The organism is Xanthomonas sp. AC360, from assembly GCF_979258225.1.
The window spans coordinates 970,663-991,460 of sequence record NZ_OZ409846.1 but is presented as its reverse complement, the minus strand read 5'-3'; the positions used below and the strand labels follow the sequence as shown (position 1 = coordinate 991,460).

15 protein-coding genes and 1 other RNA gene are annotated in these 20,798 nt (G+C 67.0%); 14 read left to right on the top strand and 2 right to left on the bottom strand.

Annotation, left to right across the window (positions count from 1 at the left end; translation table 11 throughout):
- The first annotated feature begins 80 nt into the window (after positions 1 to 80).
- The 7 genes from ecfK (at position 81) to tagH (ending at position 9,713) form a co-directional block, all read left to right on the top strand.
- Positions 81 to 620 (top strand): ECF-type sigma factor EcfK, encoded by a 540-nt coding sequence (gene ecfK / locus ACZZ0O_RS04355; protein WP_311239915.1) that lies wholly within the window; start codon positions 81 to 83, stop codon positions 618 to 620.
- Positions 599 to 3,112: a serine/threonine-protein kinase gene (locus ACZZ0O_RS04350; RefSeq protein WP_463592317.1), complete on the top strand. Its 2,514-nt coding sequence runs from the start codon at positions 599 to 601 to the stop codon at positions 3,110 to 3,112. The genes ecfK and ACZZ0O_RS04350 overlap by 22 nt, the downstream gene beginning before the upstream one ends.
- A 111-nt stretch (positions 3,113 to 3,223) precedes the next feature.
- Complete coding sequence (locus tag ACZZ0O_RS04345; protein WP_236699248.1) at positions 3,224 to 3,469, top strand: PAAR domain-containing protein; 246 nt, start codon at positions 3,224 to 3,226, stop codon at positions 3,467 to 3,469.
- A gap of 317 nt (positions 3,470 to 3,786) precedes the next feature.
- The gene (locus tag ACZZ0O_RS04340) at positions 3,787 to 5,139 is read left to right on the top strand and encodes a class I SAM-dependent DNA methyltransferase (protein ID WP_463592316.1); all 1,353 of its coding nucleotides are present in this window, start codon (positions 3,787 to 3,789) and stop codon (positions 5,137 to 5,139) included.
- Positions 5,140 to 5,289: 150 nt separating this feature from the next.
- Positions 5,290 to 7,254, top strand: coding sequence for a type VI secretion system Vgr family protein (locus ACZZ0O_RS04335; RefSeq protein ID WP_463592315.1), 1,965 nt, complete (start codon positions 5,290 to 5,292; stop codon positions 7,252 to 7,254).
- Positions 7,251 to 7,799, top strand: coding sequence for a DUF6931 family protein (locus ACZZ0O_RS04330; RefSeq protein ID WP_463592314.1), 549 nt, complete (start codon positions 7,251 to 7,253; stop codon positions 7,797 to 7,799). Before ACZZ0O_RS04335 ends, ACZZ0O_RS04330 begins: the two co-directional genes overlap by 4 nt.
- Before the next feature lie 588 nt (positions 7,800 to 8,387).
- Positions 8,388 to 9,713, top strand: a complete 1,326-nt coding sequence (gene tagH, locus ACZZ0O_RS04325; protein WP_463592313.1) for a type VI secretion system-associated FHA domain protein TagH — start codon at positions 8,388 to 8,390, stop codon at positions 9,711 to 9,713.
- A gap of 130 nt (positions 9,714 to 9,843) precedes the next feature.
- Here tagH and ACZZ0O_RS04320 read toward each other — a convergent pair whose 3' ends face one another.
- On the bottom strand, positions 9,844 to 10,725 hold the full coding sequence (locus ACZZ0O_RS04320; protein WP_463592544.1) for a LysR family transcriptional regulator: 882 nt from the start codon (positions 10,723 to 10,725) through the stop codon (positions 9,844 to 9,846).
- Positions 10,726 to 10,951: 226 nt separating this feature from the next.
- Here ACZZ0O_RS04320 and ACZZ0O_RS04315 point away from each other — a divergent pair, with 226 nt between their 5' ends.
- Both ACZZ0O_RS04315 and ACZZ0O_RS04310 read left to right on the top strand, forming a co-directional pair.
- Positions 10,952 to 11,848, top strand: a complete 897-nt coding sequence (locus ACZZ0O_RS04315; protein ID WP_463592312.1) for an aldo/keto reductase family oxidoreductase — start codon at positions 10,952 to 10,954, stop codon at positions 11,846 to 11,848.
- 210 nt (positions 11,849 to 12,058) lie between these two features.
- A non-coding RNA gene (locus ACZZ0O_RS04310) (sX9 sRNA) lies at positions 12,059 to 12,134 on the top strand.
- Between the two features lie 121 nt (positions 12,135 to 12,255).
- On the opposite strand, the gene ACZZ0O_RS04305 is transcribed toward ACZZ0O_RS04310, so the two are convergent.
- Positions 12,256 to 13,113 carry a hypothetical protein gene (locus ACZZ0O_RS04305; protein WP_463592311.1) on the bottom strand — a complete coding sequence of 286 codons (858 nt, stop codon included), beginning with the start codon at positions 13,111 to 13,113 and terminating at the stop codon, positions 12,256 to 12,258.
- A 286-nt stretch (positions 13,114 to 13,399) separates the two neighbouring features.
- On the opposite strand from ACZZ0O_RS04305, the gene tssK reads away from it, so the two are divergent.
- The 5 genes from tssK to ACZZ0O_RS04280 are packed head-to-tail and all read left to right on the top strand — an operon-like array spanning position 13,400 to position 20,798.
- Entirely contained in the window at positions 13,400 to 14,734 is a 1,335-nt protein-coding gene (tssK, locus tag ACZZ0O_RS04300; RefSeq protein ID WP_055850177.1) for a type VI secretion system baseplate subunit TssK, read from the top strand.
- Between the two features lie 4 nt (positions 14,735 to 14,738).
- Positions 14,739 to 15,989 carry a type IVB secretion system protein IcmH/DotU gene (icmH, locus tag ACZZ0O_RS04295; RefSeq protein ID WP_463592310.1) on the top strand — a complete coding sequence of 417 codons (1,251 nt, stop codon included), beginning with the start codon at positions 14,739 to 14,741 and terminating at the stop codon, positions 15,987 to 15,989.
- Positions 15,986 to 19,516 (top strand): type VI secretion system membrane subunit TssM, encoded by a 3,531-nt coding sequence (gene tssM / locus ACZZ0O_RS04290; RefSeq protein WP_463602864.1) that lies wholly within the window; start codon positions 15,986 to 15,988, stop codon positions 19,514 to 19,516. The genes icmH and tssM overlap by 4 nt, the downstream gene beginning before the upstream one ends.
- On the top strand, positions 19,513 to 20,088 hold the full coding sequence (gene tagF, locus ACZZ0O_RS04285) for a type VI secretion system-associated protein TagF (protein ID WP_463602918.1): 576 nt from the start codon (positions 19,513 to 19,515) through the stop codon (positions 20,086 to 20,088). The genes tssM and tagF overlap by 4 nt, the downstream gene beginning before the upstream one ends.
- A complete protein-coding gene (locus ACZZ0O_RS04280; protein ID WP_463592309.1) occupies positions 20,085 to 20,798 on the top strand; it encodes a PP2C family protein-serine/threonine phosphatase in 714 nt (237 codons plus the stop codon). The genes tagF and ACZZ0O_RS04280 overlap by 4 nt, the downstream gene beginning before the upstream one ends.

The following is a 20,798-nucleotide window of genomic DNA, read 5'->3' as shown; positions in this document are numbered from 1 at the left end:
TCTAAATCGTTACGTATTCAGCCGCCCACCCAGCCGCCAATGCGGGATACTGCGCTCCCACGCAGGCGAGATGGGCCCCGATGTCCGAGCTGCCGATCACCGAGTTGTTGCAGGCCTGGCAGCACGACGCGCCCGGGGCGGGCGACGCCTTGGCGCGGCAGGTCTACGAGGTGTTGCGCAGCACCGCACTGCGCGAGTTGCGCCGCGATGCGCGCGGCGGGCTGCAGGCAACCGAGCTGGTGCACGAGGCGTGGATGCGGCTGGAGCAGGGCCAGCAAGGGTTTCGTTCGCGCGCGCATTTCTATGCGGTGGCGGCGCTGCAGATGCGTCATCTGTTGGTGGATCTGGCACGGCAGCAGGCCAGCGCCAAGCGGCTTGGGCAGGCGGTGACGCTGACGATCAGCTTGTCCGACGGCGCAGCGCGGCCGGAAGCGTTGATGGTGGTCGCCGATGCCTTCGACAAGCTGGCGCGGGTGGATGAGCGCAAGGCCAAGGCGTTTGCGTTGACCGAGCTGGTGGGCTTGAGTGTGGCCGAAGCGGCCGAGCAGCTGGAGGTGTCGGTCCCCACGCTGGAGCGCGATCTGCGGTTTGCGCGGGTGTGGTTGGCGGCGCAGCTGTGAGCGTGGCGGCCACTGCCTGGCAGCGGCTGGAGGCGCTGTTCCATCAGGCCTGTCAGTTGCCGGTGCGCGAGCGCGAGGCCTTTGCGCATGCCCAGGCAAGCGACGATGCGGTGTTGCGCGATGAATTGCTGGCGATGCTGGCAGTGGAATCGCAGGCCACGCTGCGCGTGCGCGGGCCACTGAAACAGGCCGCCGCCGCATTGCGCGCGCCGTTGCCGGAGCTGCCGGCCGGCACGCGCTTTGGTGCGTGGGCGATCGACCGCCTGATCGGTGCCGGCGGCATGGGCCAGGTGTATCTGGGCCATCGCGCCGACGGTGCCTACGAGCGCGAGGTCGCGATCAAGCTGGTGGCTGCCGACGCGCTGGATGTGCAGGGCCGTGCATTGTTCGAGTTCGAATGCCGGCTGCTCGCGCAGATGGTGCACCCGGCGATCGCGCAGATTCACGATGTGGGCACCGATGCGCACGACCGTCCCTACCTGGTGATGGAGTACCTGCGCGGCGAGCCGATCACCTGGTGGTGCGATGCGCATCGGCTGTCGTTGCATGCGCGCGTGTTGCTGATGTTGCGGGTGAGCGAGGCGGTGCAGCACGCGCATCAGAAAGGCGTGATCCATCGCGACCTCAAGCCCAGCAACGTGCTGGTCAGCGAGATCGATGGGCGGCCGATGCCGGGAGTGATCGACTTCGGCATCGCCATCGATGCCGCCAACCCGGGCGTGACCTCGGCGCATGGGCGCGGCACACCCGGTTACATGAGCCCGGAGCAGGCACGCGGCGCGCAGGAGGTGGACGCGCGCAGCGACATCTACGCCTTGGGGGCGATGTTCTACGAACTTAGCTGCGGGCTGGTGCCCGTGGCCGGGCGCGACGGGTTGCCGCAGCCGCCATCGCAGCGCGTGGCAGCGGTACCGCCCGATGCGCGTGCGCGCATCTGCGCGGCGCGTGCGACCACCCATACGCGTCTGCAGCAGCAACTGCGCGATGGCCTGGATGCGATCGTGCTGCGCGCGTTGTCGCCGGAGCCGGTGGAGCGCTACGCCTCGGTGTCGGCGCTGCTGGACGATCTGCATCGCTGGCTCGATGGCTACCCGCCGCGCGCGCTACGCGCTGGCCGGTTATTGCGGTTGCGCAAGTTCACCCAGCGCCATCGCAGTGGCGTGCTGGCCGGTGGCTTGGTGGCGATGGCGGTGGTGACCGGCCTGGGCGCCACGCTGTGGTCGCTGCAGCAGGCCGCACGCGACGCGCAACGTGCGCGCGTCACTGGCGATTTCATGGCCTCGGTACTGTCCAGCGTGGACCCGGCGATTGCCAAGGACCTGGACAAGACGCTGATGCTGCGTGTGCTGGAGCAAGCCTCGCAGCGCGCCGCGCGCGAACTGGCCAGCCAGCCCGATGCGCGCACCGATGTGGAAAAGACGCTGGGCGGTACCTTGATCGCGCTGGCCGATTTTCCGCAGGCGGTGCTGCATCTGCGCACCGCCCACGCACTGGCGCAACAGAGCATGGGCGCGGGCAGCAGGCCGGCGTTGAAGACGGCCTCCATGCTGGGCCAGGCGCTGCGCGGTGCAGGCAAGCGCGACGAAGCGGTGCAGGTGCTGCGTCAGGGCATTGCGCAGGCCGAGCGTGGCGATTTGCAACAGCAAGCCATTGGCAATGAAATGCGCGCCTGGCTGGGCTGGACGCTGCGCGATCAGGGCCGCATGGCCGAGGCCATGACCGAGAGCCGGCGCGCTTATGTGGCAGCGCTGGCCAATCCGGCGAGCAGCGCAGATCAACGCATCGATGCCGGCAATGTCTATGCCGCGCTGCTGGCCGATAGCGGGCAACTGCTCCCGGCGATCGCCTTGCAACGCAGCCTGCTGCGTGAGCGCAGCGCCCTGCATGGGGCCGAGCATCCGCTGGTGCTGGCGATGCGCAACAGCCTGTCGGTGTATCTGTTGATGCAACGCGATTTTGCCGGCGCCGAGGCCGAACTTGCGCCGCTGCTGCAAATCAATCGCAGGCTCTACGGGAATAACGCCATGGATACCTTGATGGTGGAAGGCAATCTGGCCGGCGCGCTGCGCCAGCAGGGCAAGGTGGCCGAAGCCGGCCCGCATTATCGGGGGGCGCTGGAGCGCACGCGCGCCGTGTTTGGAGACGATGCGCCCGCCACCATCAGCATGCGCAGCAATCACGCGTTCTGGCTGCTCGACGCCGGGCAAGCGGCGGCATCGCTGGCCGAGCAGCGTGCCGCGCTCGCTACCAGCCTGCGGGTGCTGGGCCGCGCGCATCCGCAGACGGCCGAGATCCTGCGCGGTATGTCCGAAGCCGAGCGCGTGCTCGGCCAGGCCGCCGCCGCGCGCGCGCATGCCCAGCAGGCGGTGCAGGTGCTTACCGGCATCTTTGGCGATGCCGAAGAGCCGCTACGTGCGGCGCGGCAGACCCTGGCGTTGGCGGAGCCGGCCGCCTCCAGCGTGGAGACGACAACGTCGGTGGCGCGGCGCTGAGACGAATCGTCGGGTAAGCCGCGCCACGCGGCGCGATAGTGCCCGCACTGCAAGCGCCGGAGCGCACCTGTGCAACCTGCCGCACGCCTGACCGATCTGCATGTCTGCCCGATGGTCACCGGTGTGGTGCCGCATGTGGGTGGGCCGATCATCGGGCCCGGCGCACCGACGGTGTTGATTGGTGGCCTGCCGGCCGCGCGCATCGGCGATTCGGCGGTGTGCGTCGGCCCGCCGGACAGCATCGTGATGGGCGCGCCCACCGTGATCATCAGCGGCCAACCAGCCGCCCGCCTGGGCGACAGCACTGCGCATGGCGGGGTGATCGCCTTGGGCTGCTTTACGGTGTTGATCGGCTGATGACGTGGCTGGGGGATGCGCGCGGCGATGGCTTGCATGGGCGTCACGCGAGGTCATTGCACGCGACACGTCAGTGATCTTAGATGCGTACCCAGCGCTGCCATTGCACTGCCCGGTTGCGTGCACATGCAGATGAATGACTGCAATGCAGTGGCCAATGCACAGCGTGAGAGTGGTTCAAAACGCCGCTAGAAGCAGCCAAGCGCGGCGATTGCAGATACCGATGCGCAGATGCATCGCCAGAGATTGCGCGCCACCGTTCCGTTCCGCCGTCATTCGACGCAGCCCCTGCGTCCAATCCTCCTAGGAGATGTCACATGCAGCCTGCCCGTCACGCGACCGCCAAGATGCGCGCCGATCTGGATGCCGTGCTGCAGACCGCGATGCAGGCGCATCGCGCCGGCAAGCTCGACCAAGCCGCGCACGCGTATGCCCAGCTGCTGGAGGCGCAGCCCGGCCATGCGCAGGCACTGCATTACCAGGGCGTACTGCTGCATCAGCAAGGCAATAGCGCAGCAGCGGTGGAGGCCATCAGCCAGGCACTGCAGCTGGCGCCTGCGCAACCGGATGCCTGCAACAACCTGGGCAATGTGCATCGCGAATGCGGCCGGCTGAGCGATGCCGAGCAGTGCTATCGGCGTGCGCTTGCACTGGAACCTGCGCATGCCGATGCGCTGGCCAACCTGGCCGCCGTGCTTGAAGCGCAGCGTCGCCTCGAGGAGGCCTTCCTGACCTACGCCGCGTTGCTGCATATCTATCCCGAATCGGCGCATGCGCACTACCTGCTCGGCTTGTTTCTACGCAACAACGCGCAAGCCGCCGAGCACCTGCAGCAATCCGTAGAGTGCCTGCAACAGGCTTGCAGCCTGTCACCGGAGCATTTGCACGCACGCGAGGCATTGGGCACGGGTTTGTATCTGCTGGGCGAACATACCCAGGCGCAGGCGGTCTACCGTGCATGGCTGGCGCGCGACCCGGGCAATGCCGTGGCCGCGCACATGCTGGCGGCCTGCGGTGGCGCCGCACCACCGCCACGTGCGGGCGACACCTATGTGCGCGAGTTGTTCGACGGCTTTGCCGACAGCTTCGACGAGCAACTGCTGCATAACCTGGAGTACCGCGCGCCGCAGCGGCTGACCGAGGCGCTGGCCGCGTGTCTGCCTGCGCCGCAGGCTGCGCTCACCATGTTGGATGCCGGCTGCGGCACCGGGCTGTGCGCACCGCTGCTAGGCCCGTATGCGCAGCAACTGGTCGGGGTGGATCTGTCGCCGGGCATGGTCGCCAAGGCGCGGCAGCGCGGCGGTTACGACGTGCTGGAGGTTGCCGAACTCACCGCCTACCTGCAGGGCCGGCATGCGCATTGGGATGTCATCGCATCGGCAGACACGCTGGTGTACTTCGGTGCGCTGCAACCGGTGCTCGGCGCTGCAGCCGCTGCGCTGCGGCCGGGCGGGGTGCTGGGCTTTACCGTCGAGGCCCTGGAGAGCGACGCCGATGCGGTGGAACTCGATGCCAGCGGCCGCTATCGGCATAGCCATGCGCATGTGCTGGCTGCGCTGCATAGCGCAGGTCTGCAGCCGATTGCCATCGCGTTGGATGTGCTGCGCAGCGAGCGTGGCCAGCCGGTGCATGGCTGGGTCGTGACCGCACGCACAGCTGCACAGACCTGAGACGAAATGTCGGCTTTGCCGGCTGCACGCGTGTGAGCATGACCCTGGCAGCAGTGGTCCGTTGCCGGCCCGCGGTGGTCTTTGCAGGCCGGTACTCCGGGGCTGCCGGTCAGCGCGTTGTGCGTTGCTCACTCACCTGTGGATGCTTCGATGCCGCGCACCATCACGCTGCACTCCGACCTTGGCGAGCGCCTGCTGCTGCACCGCATGCAGGCCAGCGAAGCGTTGGGGCAGCTGTTCGAGTTCCGCATCGAAGCGTTGTGTACGGATGCAAACCCTAACCTGCGCGCGCTGCTGGCCACACCGGTCGCCGTCCAGCTGGCCGACGACAACGGCGAGCAACGCTGGTACCACGGCATGGTGGCCACGTGCACGCATGCCGGCTCCACCGTGATCGATGCGCTCCCTTACACCGTGCTCGAGCTGCACGTGGTTCCGCGGCCGTGGTTGCTCACCCAACGCCGCGATTGCCGCATCTATCAGGACATGAGCGTGCCGGAGATCGTCACCAGCGTGCTGGGCGAGAGCGGCTACAGCGACATCCAGCAGCGGCTCAGCGCGCAATACCCCAAGCGGGTGTATTGCGTGCAGTACCGCGAAGACGACTTCAGCTTTATCAGCCGGCTGCTGGAGCAGGAAGGCATCTATTACTACTTCACGCATGCGCGCAACGCGCACACGCTGGTGCTGTGCGATGCGCTTGGCGCGCATGCGGTACGCAACGGGGTGGACACCTTGCCGTACGTACCACCGGACATGCAGCACCGGCGTATCTTGCGCTCGGTGGTGAGCCAGTGGCGCAGCGCCCGTGCGCTGCATTCCACACGCCACGCACTCGCCGACTACGACCCGCAGCAACCACGCGCCTCCCTGGCGGCACAGGTCGCCGCCAGTGGCGACGATTTACACGGGGCCGACGGGTTGGATGTCTTCGATTATCCAGGCCCGCATGCGTTGCAAGCCGATGCCAGCCGCTACGCGCAAGTGCGCAACGAGGCGGTCAACGTGCAACGCGCCAGCCACCACGCCACCACCAATGCCTGCGGGCTGATGGTCGGTGCGCTGTTCACCTTGCGCGAGCATCCGTGCGCTCCGCTCAACCAGGAATATCTGGTGCTGTCGGCACACACCACGCTGGCCGCACCGGAGCACGGCGATGAGGCGCCGTTTTCCAGCACCGTGCAGGTGATGGAAAGCCGGCTGCCTTTCCGTAGCCTGCGGCGCACGCCCACGCCCAGCATCGCCGGTCTGCAGACGGCCGTGGTGACCGGCGAGACCGACGAAGACATCGTGGTGGATGCACATGGCCGTGTGCAGGTGACCTTCCATTGGGCCAACGCTGCACGCCCGCACGCGGCGCCATCCTGCTGGGTGCGCGTGGCCTCGATGTGGGCGGGCAAGGGCTGGGGCGCGATGAGCCTGCCGCGGGTGGGGCAGGAAGTGGTGGTGAGCTTTCTGGAAGGCGACCCGGACCGCCCGTTGATCGTGGGCAGCGTCTACAACGCCGATCACGCCGTGCCGTTCGCCTTGCCGGAAAACAAGACCCAAAGCGGCATGCGTAGCCGCAGCCTGCTCGGCGGTAGCGCGGATTTCAACGAGCTGCGTTTCGACGACAAGGCCGGCAAAGAAGAAGTCTATCTGCGCGCGCAACGCGATCTGCGCGAAGAAGTGCAGAACGACCACACCGCCACGGTGACCAACGACCAGATGCTCACGGTCAACCACGATCGCAGCGCACGCATCGACAACAACGACAGCGTGGACGTGGGCAAGAAACTGTTGCTCAAGGCCGGCGAAGAGATCGAGCTGGTCACCGGCAGTTCGCGCCTGGTGATGAAGCGCAACGGCGACATCGTGCTCAGCGGCATCAAGATCCTGATCGACGCGACGACCGAAGCCAAGACCACCTCGATGGCGATCAAGTTGATTGCCGATGCGCAGCTGCAGGCCACCTCGCCGGCCACCGAGGTAGTGGGCGATGGCACGCTCAAACTGTCGTCCGGCGGCATGCTCAGCGCCGAAGCCGGCGCGTCGGCCACCGTCAAAGGCCCGCTGGTCAACATCAAGGCCGACGCGCTGGTGCAGGTTGCCGGCGGCCTGATCATGATCGGATGAGCGCGCCCGATCTCTCGCTGGCGCAGGCGTGTGCGGACATGCAGCTGTCCGCACCTGCACGTGCGCAGCTGGGTGCGCCGATGTCACCGCAGGCCGCGGTGCGTGCGTTGCTGGCGCAGGGGTATGGCGAGGATGCGATCAAGCTGCTCGCGCGTCTGTTGCCCAAGCGCTACGCGGTGGCCTGGCTGTGCCAATGCGCGCGCGGCGAAACGCTGGACGAGGAAGACCGTGTCGGCGCCGCGCTGGCCGAGAAGTGGGTACGCGACCCCAGCGAAGCGCATCGCCGCGCCGCGCAGGCGTTTGCGCATGCAGGCGGCTACGTCTCGTTGGGTGCCTGGCTGGCGGCGGCCGTGGCCTGGTCCGGCGGCAGCCTGGCGCCACCGCAGCAGGCCACGCCGGTGCCACCGCCCGAGCACCTGACCGCGCGCGCGGTGGCCGCCGCAATCACCTTGCTTGCGGCACGTGAGCCGGCGCAGCTACAGGCGCGCCGCAACGGGTATGCCGCACATGCGCTGGAGTTGCTGACCAGTGCGCGCGCGCCATGACATCGCCCATTGGTCATTGCGGCCTGTGCCAGGCAGACATGCCGTCCTTGAATACGCCGGCCACCTCTACCTATCCATTGTTCGCAACGTTTTCCAGCCACTTGAACATCTTGAGATGTCGATTGGGTTTAAGGCGATGACTGCGGCGGTGGCAGAGCGGATGATCTGCGACGCCGCTGCAGAGCCCTTGCCCGCCCACCATCGCAGGACATGCCGCACGGATGTCCTCGTAGGCTCTTACGCGGTATCCGTGCCGCGTAAGGTCCCGCGACGGTGGGCGGGCAATGACCAGTCAAGACGGTCGGTGTGCGTAGATCTTCTCAACGCGGCCGACTTACTCCCTGGCGCGGTGCCCTCACCGCTTGCGGGAACGTGTGGCGGCATGGATGCCGCCACCGAGCCTGCATGGATGGATCCACGGCGTGTCCGGCGAGCGATGAGGGCACCGCGCGCTCGACCAACCCCGCTCAGGACCACCTGGGTGACGTTGAGAATGGCTAAACAATCACTGCGCGGCCGCTCGCGACGTTCCATCAACCGCACCACGTTTTCCCCTGATATCGATCACCATTTGCAGGAGCCTGTGTCGTGTCCAGTTCGCAGTTGATCCTCACCGTCGGCGGCGCGCATGCCGCGCAATTCGGGGCCAGCGCGCAGAAGCGTTTTGCCGGCAGCGGCGGCAGCATTGGCCGCTCCGATGAAAGCGATTGGGTGCTGGCGGCGCCGGGCATCTCGCGCACGCATGCGGTGGTGCGTTTTCTCAATGGCATGTATTTCATCGAAGACCGCAGCACCAATGGCATGTCGCTCAATGGCGTGGCGTTGACGCGTGCCGACCCTTGCGCGTTGAGCGATGGCGACCGCTTGCAACTGGACAGCTTCGAGATCCAGGTGCAGGTGCACTCCCTGACCGCCGCGCCCGATCTGGCACCTGCGTTCGATCCGTTGCTCGACGCCATGGACGACCGTACCCAGGTCGCGCCGCCGCCACAGCCGATACGCACCGCCACGCCTGCCAACGCGCACGTATTCGACCTGCTGGACTTCGGTGCCACGCTTGCGGCGCATGCTGTCACCGACGACTCGTTGGACGGCCTGCTGCTCGGCAGCACGCCACGCGAGCTCGATCCATTGCGTCTGCTCGATCCGTTGCCGGCCCCACCGCCAAGCGTGGTGCCCAGCGCATGGAATCACAGCAACGCCAGCCACGATCACTTCCGCCCGCCGAGCAATGGCGACACGCGCGCCACGTTGCCGGAAAACTGGGACATGACGATGGGCGACTTTGCACCGCCATCGTCGGCGGTGCCCGCGCCCACGCCTGCGTCACCCGTTGCAGCGCCCGCGCCGCAGGCATCCGCCGGTGCGCCCGTCTCCACGCTGGCAGTGCCACCGGAGCTGGACCGCATCTTCACCATCGTCGTCGATGGCGTCATGGATGTGCTGCGCGCACGCGCCGAGATCAAGAACACCTTCCGCTTGCCGGTGACGGTGATCCAGCGCTCGGAGAACAACCCGCTCAAGTTCGCCGCCACCGCCGAGGACGCGCTGCAGAAATTGCTGGCTCCGCCAAGCGCTTCGTTCTTGTCTGGTGTGCCTGCATTCGAGGACGCTTTCGACGACATCCGCTGTCACCAGATGGCGATGCTGGCCGGCATGCGCGCCGCCTTCGACGCGATGCTGTTCCACTTCAGTCCCGACCGACTGGAACAGGAAGTCGACGCCGGCGGCAAGCGCCTGAGCTTCGGCGGCAAGGGTCGTTATTGGGAGCGTTATCGCGACAATTTCGAGCAACTGCGCGGCGACCCGGACGACTGCTTCCGCCGTCTGTTCGGCGACGAATTCGCACGTGCGTACGAAGCGCAGTTGGCGCGGTTGAAATCGGCGCGGCGGCAGCCGGCGCGCGAGCGGTAACCCGATCCAGCAGCGGTAGGAGCGTGCCTGAGCGCGACCGAGCCATCCCGGTAACGCCCCGTCGCGCTCAGGCACGCTCCTACGAAACGCCGCCTGTTCGGCGACTAGTTCGCCCGCGCCTCGCGCACGCTCAGTCGGGCAGTGTCTTGACGAACTCGATGAACGCTCTGAGCGGCGGCGGGGTGAGAGTGCGATTGGGGTAATACAGGTACGGTCCCGGAAACGGCTGCCACCACGGGCGGAGTACCGGTTCGAGCGCGCCGGAATCCAGATGCGGCTGTAACCATTGCTCGAACAGATAGATGATCCCGCTGCCTGCGATCGCCGATTGAATGGCAAGCTCGATCCCTCCGCCGATTTCCACCAGTAATTGCCCGCGCGGCACAATGGTGATCACTTCACCGTTGCGCTCGAACTCCCAATCGGCGATCGCACCGCTTGGAAAGCGGGCACGGATGCAGTCGTGGTCGACCAGCGCGCGGGGATGCGTCGGCCGGCCGCGTCGCGTCAGATAGCCGGGCGCTGCGGCGGTGGCGCTGCGCTGCACACGTGGGCCGATCGGGATGGCAACCATGTCCTGCTGCAGCCGCTCGCCGTAGCGAATACCCGCATCGCATCCGGCAGCAACAACGTCGACAAAACTTTCTTCGGTCAGGATCTCCACGCTGATATCCGGATGCGCCGCCATGAATGGTGGAATGATCCGCGGCATTACCAGGTTGGCGGCACTGATCGGCACGTTGAGCCGAAGCGTTCCCGTGGGCGTGTTGCGGAACGCGCTCATCACGTCCTTGGCGCCATCCAGTTCGATCAAGGCAGGCTCGACGCGTGCCAGCAATGCCTTGCCCGCGTCGGTCAGCACGACGCTGCGCGTGGTGCGGTTGAACAGCCGCACGCCGAGCCAGGATTCCAGGCGCTTGATCGCATCGCTGAGGTTGGAGGCGCTGCCGCCTGCGCTCTTGGCGGCCTGGCGAAAACCGCCCGCTCGCGCAACGCGCACAAAGGCGTCCATCTCTGCCAGGCGGCTGCTCATTGTTCGAATTTCCGTACAGGCTGTCCAGTTTGTACCCGATTGTCGCACAGGCGCGGCGCCCGTAAATTAGCCATGTACCTCGCAGCCGAGGTCTTTCATCGCCGCAGTCAACGCGCCGCAGTGGCTAGGTTTCGCAGCGCGTTGCAGCCCCGCTCCCGGGGAGATCCGGCACAGCCATTCCGCTCACGCAAGTCAAGGACATTCCATGCACAGCACAACGCGTCTTGGTGGCAGCTTCACCCTGCCCGGCACGATCCTTAGCCTCAAACGGATGGGGTACGGCACCATGCAGTTGCCTGGCCCGCACGTCTGGGGGCCGCCGCGCGACAAGGCTGCAGCCCTGTCGGTTTTACGCCAGGCCGTTGCGTCAGGTGCCAATCACATCGATACGGCCGCGTTCTACGGGCCGCATATCGCCAACGCACTGATCCGCGAGGCGCTGCATCCTTACAGCGACGAATTGGTGATCGTCACCAAGATCGGCATCAGCCGGGGAAGCGATGCCTCCTGGAACATCGATCTCTCGCCCGAAAGCCTGAAGCGGCAGGTGCACGACAACCTCGCCAGTCTCGGCCTGGAGGCACTGGATGTCGTCAACTTGCGGCTGGGCGCACCGACGCAGACCGACGAGGGCTCCATCGCCGAGCCGGTTGCATGCCTGGCCGAGCTTCAGCGCGAGGGCCTGGTTCGGCATATCGGTCTGAGCAACGTCACTGCAGGGCAAATCGCACAGGCGCAGTCGCTGGCCAAGATCGTGTGTGTGCAGAACCACTACAACCTGGTCAAGCGTGACGATGACGCCTTGATCGATTCGCTTGCGCAACAGGGCATTGCCTACGTTCCATTTTTTCCGCTGGGCGGTTTTTCACCGCTGCAGTCCGACCGACTGTCGGCCGTCGCCAAGCAGGTCGGCGCAAGCCCCAAGCAGGTGGCGCTTGCCTGGCTGCTGCAACGCTCGCCGAACATCCTGGTGATCGCCGGCACCTCTTCCGTGCCTCATCTGTGGGAGAACTTCGCCGCTTCCGAGCTGAGCTTGTCCGCAGAGCAGGTGGCAATGCTCGACGGTATTGCGAACGAGGCCGAGGCCAGCGGATCCCCTTAAGAAAAACCGGATGCGCCGTCTCAAGTAGCGGTTTCAGAGACTGCAAGATGAGGCGCCAGGCGCGTCCTGGTGGCGTGCGTGGCAAACGCCTGCCGCGCTGACGATCATGACGGTGTCAGTGCGTTGCGGGCCAACGGTGGTCTTGCCAAGAGCGGCTAGCAAAACGACTGTGCTCACCGCCAGGCGGGCGCGGCCGGTGCTCGGTGCGGCATGGTCCACGCGTCCACTCGGCTTCGTCCGCGCCGCCCACACCCACCTGCCGACTGTTCGCGACGTAGTGTTAGCCGCTCTCAGTCGCAGCGCCATTCAAACGCAGGGGGCAAGCTCACCGCGACACGCATCGAATCGCCAGCCGCGCTGTTGCGCCACCCGCAGCTGTCGCAATCAGGTCGGGCAACAGCGCGCCATCACGCCGGCCGCCGCCAGCGCGCATCCGCGTCGGCCGACGACGCCTGAAGTTGCGCAGGCCATCTGGCGGGTGCAGGCAGCCGGGCAATCTTATCCAGCCAGGCAGGCCTGAGGCGACGCCAATGACGCAGCGGGCCGCTGCGATGGTGTGCCAGCGCCAGCATCAGTTCTTCGCGGCTTGGGGAAAGCCCGGCAACGGCAAGTGCGAACGCCGGAAGAATCTCGCGCTCAAAAAACTGTCTGCGTGCCCGTCGAGATACCCACAGCACCAGCCCCACATAGGCAGTGAACGCGGCAAACGCGATCCACGGGCCAGTCTGTGCAATGGGGACGCCGACGCGTTCGAGCAGGAACTCGATGGGCAGCAGGAGCAGGATCGCGCACGGCAGGCCAAATACCAGTGCCGCCAGTTGCCGCCAATCGAGTTGGGTGGTCGCAAAGCGCTGATGAAGCTGCGGGGACAGCAGTACGAAAGGGGCGTGCAACAGGTCGGCCCGTATCGCCGGATCCAGCGACGCGGTCGAGTCGCGCATCTGCTCTTCGATCTTCAGCCGGCGCGCATGGCGTACGGCGAGCGCCGGCTGCGTGATGTCGATCAATCTGTCGACGGTCTCTGGCGTTGACGCGCGTTGGGTGAACCACGCTGGATCGTGCGGGAGTGCTTGCCGGCAGTGTTGGCACACCTGATGTTCATGCGTGTACGTCGCCGCGCCAAGACGCAGACCAAACATCGACCATGCCAGGCCGACGCGCTGGACCTCGAATACCCGGGCGGTGCGGCAGATCAAGCAGAAGTCCGCAATAAAGCCGCAGCCTTGCGTGACGGGACGCTTTTCGACAACAAACACCACGATCAAGGCGCTCTCCCCAGCGACGAATCCGCAGCGCATGGCACCTCTGGTGGTGTCTGCTGTGCGGGTGCGACAGAGCGTACCGATGTCTTGGATGGCAGTCGATTGCCTGAGACATTTTGACGGGTGCGCCTGGCAGGTGCGCCGCAGAATCGCTCCATCGAACGCGATCCATCGGGGCCTGGCGACTGCAGCCATCGCGATCGCCAGCGGCATGCAACCGACCAACAACATGACGATCGCGCATGGCACGCCGTGCGGTGGCGCGCGGCGTTTCCCTAGCGAGTGGATCATGCAGAACAACAAGGTCGTGTGGAGCGAGGGGCTGTTTCTGCGCCCTCAGCATCTGCAGCAGCAGGAGCGGTACCTGGAGCGCTACGTCGATCTGCGTGCGGCACGGTTGCGGCCGTACGCCTGGGGATTGAGCGAGCTGGAATGGGAAACCGATCTGTTGGCGGTGGGCAAGCTGGGCTTGCGGCGTGCGCGCGGGGTGTTTGCCGACGGCACGCCGTTTGCGATGCCCGGCGACGACCCGCTGCCGATGGCGCTGGAGGTAGACCCCAACTGTCGCGATCAGATCGTGTATCTCACGCTGCCGTTGCGGGTGCCTGCGCAGCCGGAACTGGGGCGCCCGGAATCGCCGGCCGATCAGTTGTTCCGCTACCGCGTACGTGAAACCGAAAGCGGCGACGCGTCGGGCAGCACCAGCGAGGCGGTGCTGATGGAAGTCGGCGGGCTGAGTACGCGCCTGCTGCCGCAATCGCAGCCACTGGACGGGTTGGACCGCATCGCAGTGGCACGCATCATCGAATCGCGCTCGGACCGTCAGGTGATTCTCGACCCGCACTTTATTCCCAGCGCGATGGTGTGCCAGGCCGCCTCAAGGCTGACCACGTTTCTGACCGAACTACTTGGCTTGTTGCATCAGCGCGGCGAGGCGTTGGCGGCGCGGGTCACGCTCACCGATCGCGGCGGCGCTGCCGACATCGCCGATTTCCTGCTGCTGCAAGTGGTCAACCGCTGGCAGCCGCAGATTGCGCATTGGGCTGCTGCACCACTGGCGCACCCGGAAGAACTGTTCCGTGCGCTGGTGGCGCTGGCCGGCGAACTCAGCACATTTACCGCACCGGGCAAGCGCCCGCCGGCATGGCCGGCCTATCGGCACGAGGCGCAGCAGGACAGCTTCGAGCCGGTGATCGGCGCACTGCGCTCCAGTCTGAGCGCGGTACTCGAACAGACCGCCACCCCGTTGCCGATGCAGGCACGCAAATTCGGGGTGTGGGTGGCGATGGTGCCCGACCCGACCTTGCTGGACAGCGCCGCGTTCGTGCTTGCCGCAAAAGCCGACATGCCCAGCGAAGAGTTGCGCCGGCAGTTGCCTGCGCACGCCAAGATCGGGCCGGTGGAGCAGATCCGCGATCTGGTCAATCTGCAGTTGCCCGGCATCGTCGCAACGCCGATGGCGGTGGCCCCGCGGCAGATTCCGTATCACGCTGGCTATCTGTATTTCGAGTTCGACAAGAGCGCCGCGTTGTGGCGAACGCTGAAGACCTCTGGCGGCATCGCATTCCACTTCGGCAGCGAATTTGCCGGGCTGGACCTGCAACTGTGGGCGATCCGGAGTTGAACGCATGAGCCGTCCCGTTACCGACTTCGATGCTGCGTTGGTCGCGCCGCCAATGGCCAACCCGGTCGCTGCCGAAGACGCCGACATCAGCGAGCTGCTGGGCCGCAGCGTCAACCCGTTGGTGCAGGCGGCCACGCCGCTGTTGCTGCTGGCGGTGCAATTGCGCCACAGCGCGCAACTGCCCGACGTGGCCCGCCTGCGCGAGCAGGTGATGGCGCAGATCCGCCGCTTCGAGCAACGTGCCCGCGATGGCGGCGCGCCGGTTGAAGCGGTCACCGCCGCGCGTTATGTGTTGTGCGCCTTGCTCGACGAGGCGGTGCTCAATGCACCGTGGGGCGAGCGCAGCGGCTGGTCGCAGAAGACCTTGCTGGTGGTCTTTCATAGCGAATCGTACGGCGGCGCCAAGTTCTTCCAGATCCTGGAGCGGCTCTGCGCTGATGTGCCGCGTCATCTGGACCTGATCGAGCTGATGTATCTGTGCCTGGCGCTGGGCTTCGTTGGCCGCTATCAGATCGAAGTCGGCGGGCTGGCCAAGCTCGGCGAGATTCAGGACGACCTGTTCCGCCGTATCCGCGCCGCGCGCGGTGCGGCGCCGGACAGTCTGGCGCCGCATTGGCGCGGGGTGGAAGACCGTCGCCGGCTGGGTCGCTTCTTGCCGCTGTGGGCCGCTGCGCTGCTGGGGCTGAGCGTGCTGGTGGTGGCCTTCGTGTGGATGCAGACGCGCTTGAACGCCTTGTCGGCGCCGATCAATGCGCAGGTCGCGCAATGGGGGCTGGCGCCGGCCACGCCACCGGATGCAACCCCGTTGCCGCCGCCGCAGGTGCGCCTCAAACAATTGCTGTCGACCCAGGAGCGCGCCGGTCTGCTGAGCGTGGATGAGCAGGCCGATGGGCAGACGCGCGTGCGCTTGAGTAGCGCGGCGATGTTCGCCTCCGGCGGCGTCGAGGTGGAGCCGGACCAACGTGGCCTGATCGCACAGATCGCCGCGGCAATCGATCAATTGCCGGGCCGGGTGATCGTGGTCGGGCATACCGACGACGTGCCGGTGCGCTCGCTGCGCTTTGCCGACAACTATGCCTTGTCGGGGGCGCGTGCCGACGCGGTGGCGCAGCTGTTGCGCATGCATCTGCGCACGCCGGGGCGGGTGGAAGCGCTGGGCGCCGGCGACTCGCAACCGGTGGCGCAGCCACTGCAATTGCCTGCCAATCGCGCGCGCAATCGCCGCGTCGAGATTCTGTTTCAGCCTGGGGAATGACGATGAAAACGCTGTTGTCCAAGCTGAGTGCCACGTTGGTGGTGAGCGTATTGGCGCTGTGCCTGCTGTCGTTGCTGCTGTGGGTGGGCGGGCCGTATATCGCCATCGATGGCTGGAGCCCGCTGACCGGTGTGGCGGCGCGGCTGTTGGCAATCGTGATGATGATTGCGGTGTGGCTGGGGGTGTTGGCATGGCGGCGTTGGCGCGCGCAGCGGCGCGCCGGCAGTTTGTCCAGCGCATTGGCCGCCCCGGGGCGCGATGACGACCGCGAACTGCGCAGCGGGCAGGAGCGCGCGCAGTTGCAGGCGCGCTTTCAGCAAGCCATTCAACTGTTGCGCAAGCGACGCGGCGGCAGCGATCTGTACACGCTGCCTTGGTATGCGCTGATCGGCCCGCCCGGCTCGGGCAAAAGCACCTTGCTGCAGCATTCCGGCCTGCAGTTTCCGCTGGCCGCGCGCATGGGCGATGCCGCGCTGCGCGGAGTGGGCGGCACCCGCGATTGCGAATGGTGGTTCACCGACGAAGCGGTGTTTCTGGACACCGCCGGGCGCTACACCACGCAGGATTCCGATCAAGCCGTCGATGCCGGCGCCTGGCGCGATTTCCTGCGCCTGCTGCGGCGCCATCGCCCACGCCGGCCGCTCAATGGCGTGCTGGTGACCATGAGCATGTCCGACCTGTTGCTGCTGGACGATGGTGAACGCGACACGCACATGCAGGCTATCCGTCGCCGCCTGGACGAGCTGGCCGAGCAGTTGCAGGCCAGCGTGCCGGTGTACCTGATCTTTACCAAGTGCGATCTGGTCGGTGGCTTTGGCGAGTTCTTCGACGATCTCACGCCTGCGCAGCGCAGCCAGGTCTGGGGCATGTCGTTTCCGCTGGCGCACACGCTCGATGGCCGCGCCGCGCGTGGTTTTGCCGACGAATTCAACCTGCTGCAGCAGCAGTTGAGCGCACGCCTGTTCGAGCGTCTGAATCTGGAGCGCGACCGTTTGCGGCGCGCGGCGATCCTGTCGTTTCCGCAGCAGGTCGCCGCGCTTGGCGAGCGTGCACGGCAGTTTGTCGAAGGCACTTTCGCCGGCAACGCCTACGGGCCGGCACCGCTGCTGCGCGGGGTGTACTTCACCTCCGGCACGCAGGAAGGCACGCCGATCGATCGCATGATGGGCGCGGTGGCACGCACCTTCGGTGTGGACGATGCGCGGGTGCATGCTCCCGGCGCGCAACGCCGCACGTTCTTTGTCGAGCGATTGCTGCGCGAGGTGGTGCTGCGCGAATCCGGGCTGGCCAATACCCCGCCCAAACAGCAACGCCGCATGGCGTGGTTGCAGGCGGCCGCCTATGTGGGCGTTGCGTTGTTGAGTGGTGCGCTGCTGGCCGGGTTGAGCGTCAGTTATCTGGGCAATCGCGCCTATCTCGAACAGGTAGGTCAGGCGCTGGATGCACGCCCGGCAGTGCCCGACCCCAATGCCGCCACCGCCATGCCCGAGTACGTGACGCGCACGCTGCAGCAGGCCGCGGCCACGCAGGCGGTGGTACGGGTGGCACGGCAGTATCACGCGCACACGCCGTGGTCGCTGCGGATGGGATTGTTTCAGGGCGCCGCGCTTGGCGATGAAGTGCAGGCCGGCTATCTGCGCCAGCTCAATGCCACCTTGTTGCCGGCGCTGGCGGTGCGCTTTCGCAACGGTCTGGTCGACAACGCGCAGGCGCCGCAGGCGTTGTACTACACGCTCAAGGGCTACCTTATGCTCGGCCAGCCGCAGCATCTGGATGCGGCACAACTCAGCGCGCTGGCGGCCATCGAGGCCGGCAAACTGTTTCCGCACGATGTGGCGCAGCAACAAGCGCTGAGCACGCAGTTGCAGGCCTTGCTCGATGCGCCCGAGCGCGTGCGTGCGCTGTCGCTGGACGGCGAGCGCATCGCACAGGCGCGCGCCAGCCTGCGTGCGGCCGATCTGTCTACGTTGATCTACGGCAACCTGCTGCTCACGCCGCCGGCTGGTACGCCGCTGCGGTTGGACAAGGCGTTGGGGTTGCTTGCCGATACCTTCGTGCGGCGCAGCGGTACCGCGCTGTCCACCGCGGTGCCGGCGCTATACACCCAGCCGGTGTTTGCCGGCCTGCAGCGCGATGGCATCGGCCAGGCGGTGGAGCGCTTCGGACACGACGATTGGGTGTTCGGCGGCGCGCCGCTGGATGCAGCCGCCAAGGCCGCGTTGGTGCGTGAGGTGGGCCAGCGCTACGCGGCCGACTACATCCGCTACTGGGATGCGCTGCTGGCCGATCTGCAATTGCGCCCGGCCGCCGATCTGGCCGCTGCCAGCGCAACCGCCGCCAAACTGGCCGGCCCCAGCTCGCCGCTGCGCCTGTTGCTCGGTGTGGTCGGTGAACACACCCAGGCGATGGACCGCGCACCGCCGGCAGACCCGGCGCAGCGCGCCGTGGCTGCAGCGGCCGGCAAGGCGGCTGCCAAGGCCAACGCGGCAGCGGCAAAGCTGCCGGGCGGCGCTGCGATGAGCGCGGCATTGGCCACCCCGGCCGACCCTGCCGCCGCCAACGCACCGGTGCCGGGCGCGGCGATCAGCGAGCACTTTCTGGCGCTCAACGCGCTGACTGCCGGCGCACCTGGCGCCACGCCGCTGGATCATCTGCTGAGCGTGCTCGATCAACTGGGCAAGCAGTTGCTGGTGGTGTCGCAAGGCGGCGGCGATGCGGCGGCTGCCAACGCGCAGCTGGCAGTGGCCCGGCAGGAAATGGCGCAGCTGCCACCGCCGGTGACCGACTGGTTGCAAACCCTGGCCGGCAGTAGCGCCACCTTGATGACGCAGGGCGCACGCGCCGCGCTGGATGCGCAGGTGCGCCAATCGGTGGGCGAGGTGTGCAGCGATTTCGTGCGCGGCCGCTACCCCTTCGACCCAACGGCGCAGGTCGATATCCCGCTGCAGAATTTTGGCGAACTGTTCGGTACCGGCGGGCGCCTGGATGCGCTCTACACCGGCACCGTGCAACCGCTGCTGGACACACAGACGCCGCAATGGCGCTGGAAACAAGGCCCGGATGCGGTGGTCGGCGCGCCTGGCCTGCCCGTACAGCTGCAGCTGGCACAGCGCATCCGGCAGAAATATTTTCGCGGCGGGCCCACCCCGCAGATCGGCTTCACCGTGCTGGCGCCCACGCTGGGCGAGGGCGTCACCCGGCTGACGTTGGATATCGAAGGCCAGCGCTACGACTACCAACCCGGTGCGGCGCAGAGCATGCCGATGATCTGGCCCGGGCCAGTACCGGGGCATGTCTCGATTGCCGCCTTCGGCGCCGATGGCGTGGCGCTGGGCACGCTCGACTATCAAGGCGACTGGGCGCTGTTTCGCGCGCTGCAGGCCGGGCATCTGGAAAATCCATCCGATCTGCGCTTCGTCGCCAGCTTCGCGCTCGGTGGCCACGACGTACAGGTGCCGCTGCGCGCGGGCAACTTGCGCCATCCATTTCTGGACAGCGACGTCCAGCAGTTTGCGTGCGGCGGATGAACATGCCGGCGACCGATCAGATTGGCTTCCATGGCAAGTTGCCCGGCGTGGGCGACTTCGTGCAGCGGCGCTTGCCGGCCAGCTTCGTGCAGCCGTGGGACGCGCACTTTGCCAGCTGCCTGGACACAGTGCGCCAGCAGCTCGGCGAGCGCTGGCCCGGTGCGTATCGCAGCAGCGGCTTGCGCGCGTTCGCACTGGGGCCGGGCGTGTGCGGCCCGCAGGCCTGGGCCGGCGTGCTTGGCCCAGGCGAAGACCGCGTGGGGCGTTGCTTCCCGCTGGTCGTGGCGATGCCGTTGCCGCATGCCTGCCTGCCCACACACGCCTGGTTTGGTGCGTTGGCGGCATGCCTGGGCCGTGCACTGCGAGCACGCGCCGATGCGGTGAGCTTCGACGCCGCCGTGCGCGCGCTCGCGGTGCCTGCCACGTCATCCACCACGCATGCACCGGTGCACGGCCAGTCGCTGTGGTGGCCACTGGGCGGCGCTGTGCAGGCGCTGGACGGCCTGCCCGCAGCCGAACGCTATCTGGACTGGCTGCTGGCCGATGCGGACATCACCGAGGTGACCCGATGAGCGCGTTCTATCAATCGGCCGGGCACACCGAAACCGGCAAGGTGCGCCGGCTCAACGAAGACGCGCTGCTGCTGCGCGACGACGCCGGGTTGTGGGTGGTGGCCGACGGCCTGGGCGGCCACAGCGCCGGCGATTACGCCAGCCAGTTGCTGGTGCAGCGGCTGGGCGCATTGGTGCGCCCACCGGACCTGTGCGACTTTCTCGACGCCATCGACGACACCCTGGCGCAGATCAACGCCGAGCTGCTGCAGGTTGCGCGGCAACGCCGCGTGGACATGATCGCCACCACCGTGGTGGTGCTGGTGCACGACCCGGATTTCATGCTGTGCGGCTGGGTCGGCGACAGCCGTATCTATGCGCAACACGGCGGCCCGCTACGCCAGCTCACCCGCGATCACGTGCACGGCGTGCGCGAGGACGTCACCCAGTTCGGCAGTGCCCAGGCCGCCGCCGCGGCCGGCGTGCTCACGCGTGCAGTGGGCGCGCAGGAGCCGTTGTTTGTCGATTGGGTGCTGCTGCCGAGTCTGCCGGGCACGCAATTTTTGCTGTGCAGCGACGGCATCAACAAGGAAATCCCCGACCCGGAGCTGGATGCCGAATGCCATCGCTTCGGCGATCCCCGCGCGTTGCTGGCGCGGTTGTTCGAACTGGCGATGGGCAGGGCGGCGCGCGACAACGTCACCGCTGTCGTCGTCCGCCTGCAGGAGTGA